Here is a 2,686-nt window from a genome sequence, read left to right as displayed (position 1 = left end):
ATTTAAGCACGACCGACTTCACACGCGATCCCCGTTGTCCCCGAATCGTATGAGCAATCCGCATCCGTAGCGCACTTGCCTGCTGTTCTTGGGGCGGGCGAAAGCCGAAGTCAACGCCGCACCCTGCCGTCGAATTGCCGGACCTCGCCTTCGCCGCCTGACAGGATCCGCTGCGGGTTGCGGCTGAGATCCGTCACCGCCTCTTCGATGCGGGTGATCGAACGGCGGCTGTCCTGGACCAGCGCTTCGACATTCTGCAGGCCCTGACCTGAGAATCGCGCCAGATTGTCGGTGATGGTGCCGAGGCGGGCGTTCAGCGTGTCGGCGACCTGCTTGAACGATCTCAGCGTATTCCTGGCATCGGCTATCATCCCGTCGGCCTGGCCCGAGCCGAGCAATGTATCAACTTTGGCGAGGATGCCGTCGACGCGCACCGAAGCGTCGTTGAGGCGCTCCGCGAGCTGCTGCGCGTCCTTGATCGTCTGGTCGATATCGTCGGCCCGGTTGGCGAATTTGTTGGTCACCTTGGCGATGTCGGCGGCAGCCTCGTTGGCGTTTTCGCTGGCCTTCTGAATGTTGGCCAGCGCGGTGCGAACCTGTGCCGGATCAATGCCGTCGAGAACGCCGTCGACCTTGGCCAGCGTGCCTTGCGTTCTTTGGGCGAAATCGTTGATCGATCCCACCGCGGTGTCGACATTCCTGACGACCCTGTCGAACTGCTTCGAGGTTTCCTTCAGATTCGTGGTCACCGTATCGACATTGGCGACGATGCTCTTGATCTGGTCCTTGTCGACGGCGTTGAGCAGCCCTTCCGCCGCCTTCAACGTGCCGTCGAGCTTGCCTGAGACCCCTCTCAACTCGTCCGACAGCGAACTAACGCTCGCGAGGAATTTGTCGATGCCGTCGGAATTCTTGGCCAGCGCATCGGAGAAGGTCTGCACGTTGTTGACCGTCTGCGTCAGCGGCCCGCGAACGTCCTTGGTAAAGCCTTCGAGCTGGGTGAGAACCGTATCGGCGCGGGTGAAGATGTTCTGCGCCGTCTGCAACAGGTTGGTGACCGCCGACGGATTGGCGACGATCTCGGCGACCTTGCCCTCCGCTTCCGCCTGGTCGAGAAGCTTCGCTTCCTTGGGGTCGGCGCCCTTGAGTTCGATATTGGCCTGGCCGGTGAGGCCGGCAAGGCCGATATCGGCCTGAGTCGATTTGGTGATCGGCGTCATGCGGTCTATTTCGGTGTCGGCGATGGCGGCGGTCGGATTGTCGACGTCGATATAGACGCGCCTGACATCCCCAACCCTGACGCCGTTGAACAGCACGAAACTGCCGCGACCGAGGCCGGAAGCCGATCCCGGAATGCGCACCCGCAGCATCGCCGTCTCACCCCTGTCGCCAATCGCGGCCGTCCAATAGACGAACGCGAATGCCGCCAGGATCGCGGCTAGCGTGAAAATGCCGACAATGACGTAGTTGGCTCTGGTTTCCATTTACCCACTTATGGCTATGCGCGCGCCGCAAGATCAAGTTGCCGCGCACGTTTTCCGCGGAAATAGGATTTCACCCAGGGTTCCTCGCTTCTGAGCATGTCGTCGATCGTGCCTTCGACCAGCACTTTCTTGTTGCCGAGCACGGCCACCCGGTCACAAGCGGTGAACAGCGTGTCGAGATCGTGCGTGACCATGTATACGGTCAGATCCATAGTATCGCGCAGCTTGACGACCAGTTCGTCGAACTCAGCCGCGCTGATCGGATCGAGGCCGGATGTCGGTTCGTCGAGGAACACGATGTCGGGGTCGAGCGCCAGCGCGCGCGCCAGCGCCGCACGCTTGATCATGCCGCCGGAAAGCTCGGACGGGAATTTCTGCGCCGCATCCGGCGGCAACCCGACCAATTCGACCTTGAGCATCGCCAGCTCGTCCATCAGCTTTCTGGGCAGATCGAGATATTCGCGCATCGGCACCTGCACGTTTTCGAGAACCGTGAGCGCCGAAAACAGCGCGCCGTGCTGAAAGAGGACGCCAAGGCGCATGTCGATGCGAAGACGCTCCCTCTCGCTCGCCTTTTCGACATCGACGCCGAACAGCTTGATCGTTCCCGACTGTTTGTGCACCAGGCCAAGGATGGTGCGCAGGAGAACCGACTTGCCGGCGCCGGAGGCGCCGACAAAGCCGAGGATCTCGCCGCGCCTGATATCGAGCGACAATCTGTCGAGAATGACCTTGTCGCCGAAGGATACGGTGATGTCGTGCGCGGAAAGCACGATCTCATCTTCGCTGGCCCCTTCCGCAACCCCAGTCGCCTTTGTGCTGCCTTGCGTCGCCATGTCAGAACTCGATCGCCGCGTAGAACATGGCGAAAAGCCCATCGAGGATGATGACCACGAAGATCGACTTCACCACCGAAGCGGTCACGTGCTGTCCCAGCGATTCGGCGCTGCCGCCAACTTTCATGCCTTCGACCGAGGCGATGGTGCCGATGATCATGGCCATGAACGGCGCCTTAATCAGCCCGGCAAAGATGGTGCTGAGGTCGATGGCGACGCGCAGCCGGTCAATGAACGCGGCCGGCGCGATGTCGGAATAGAGCCACGCCGCCGCGATGCCGCCGCCAAGTGCGGCGAAATTGGCGATGATCGTCAGGCAAGGCAGCGCGATCACCAGCGCGACCAGCCGCGGAAACACCAGCACCC

General features: G+C 61.6%; 3 protein-coding genes. All 3 read right to left on the bottom strand.

The features are described 5' to 3' along the window. Positions 1 to 110: 110 nt before the first annotated feature. A complete protein-coding gene (locus EOB36_RS33560; protein WP_126106417.1) occupies positions 111 to 1,484 on the bottom strand; it encodes an MlaD family protein in 1,374 nt (457 codons plus the stop codon). Positions 1,485 to 1,498: 14 nt separating this feature from the next. Then, positions 1,499 to 2,320: an ABC transporter ATP-binding protein gene (locus tag EOB36_RS33555; RefSeq protein WP_126106416.1), complete on the bottom strand. Its 822-nt coding sequence runs from the start codon at positions 2,318 to 2,320 to the stop codon at positions 1,499 to 1,501. 1 nt (position 2,321) lies between these two features. Beyond that, positions 2,322 to 2,686: ABC transporter permease (locus EOB36_RS33550; protein WP_206637235.1), on the bottom strand; the 365-nt coding region annotated here is incomplete at its 5' end.

Source organism: Mesorhizobium sp. M6A.T.Cr.TU.017.01.1.1 (genome assembly GCF_004023115.1).
Classification (GTDB): domain Bacteria; phylum Pseudomonadota; class Alphaproteobacteria; order Rhizobiales; family Rhizobiaceae; genus Mesorhizobium; species Mesorhizobium mediterraneum.
The sequence above is the reverse complement of the archived record's forward strand: the minus strand, read 5'-3'. Positions and strand labels throughout refer to the sequence as shown.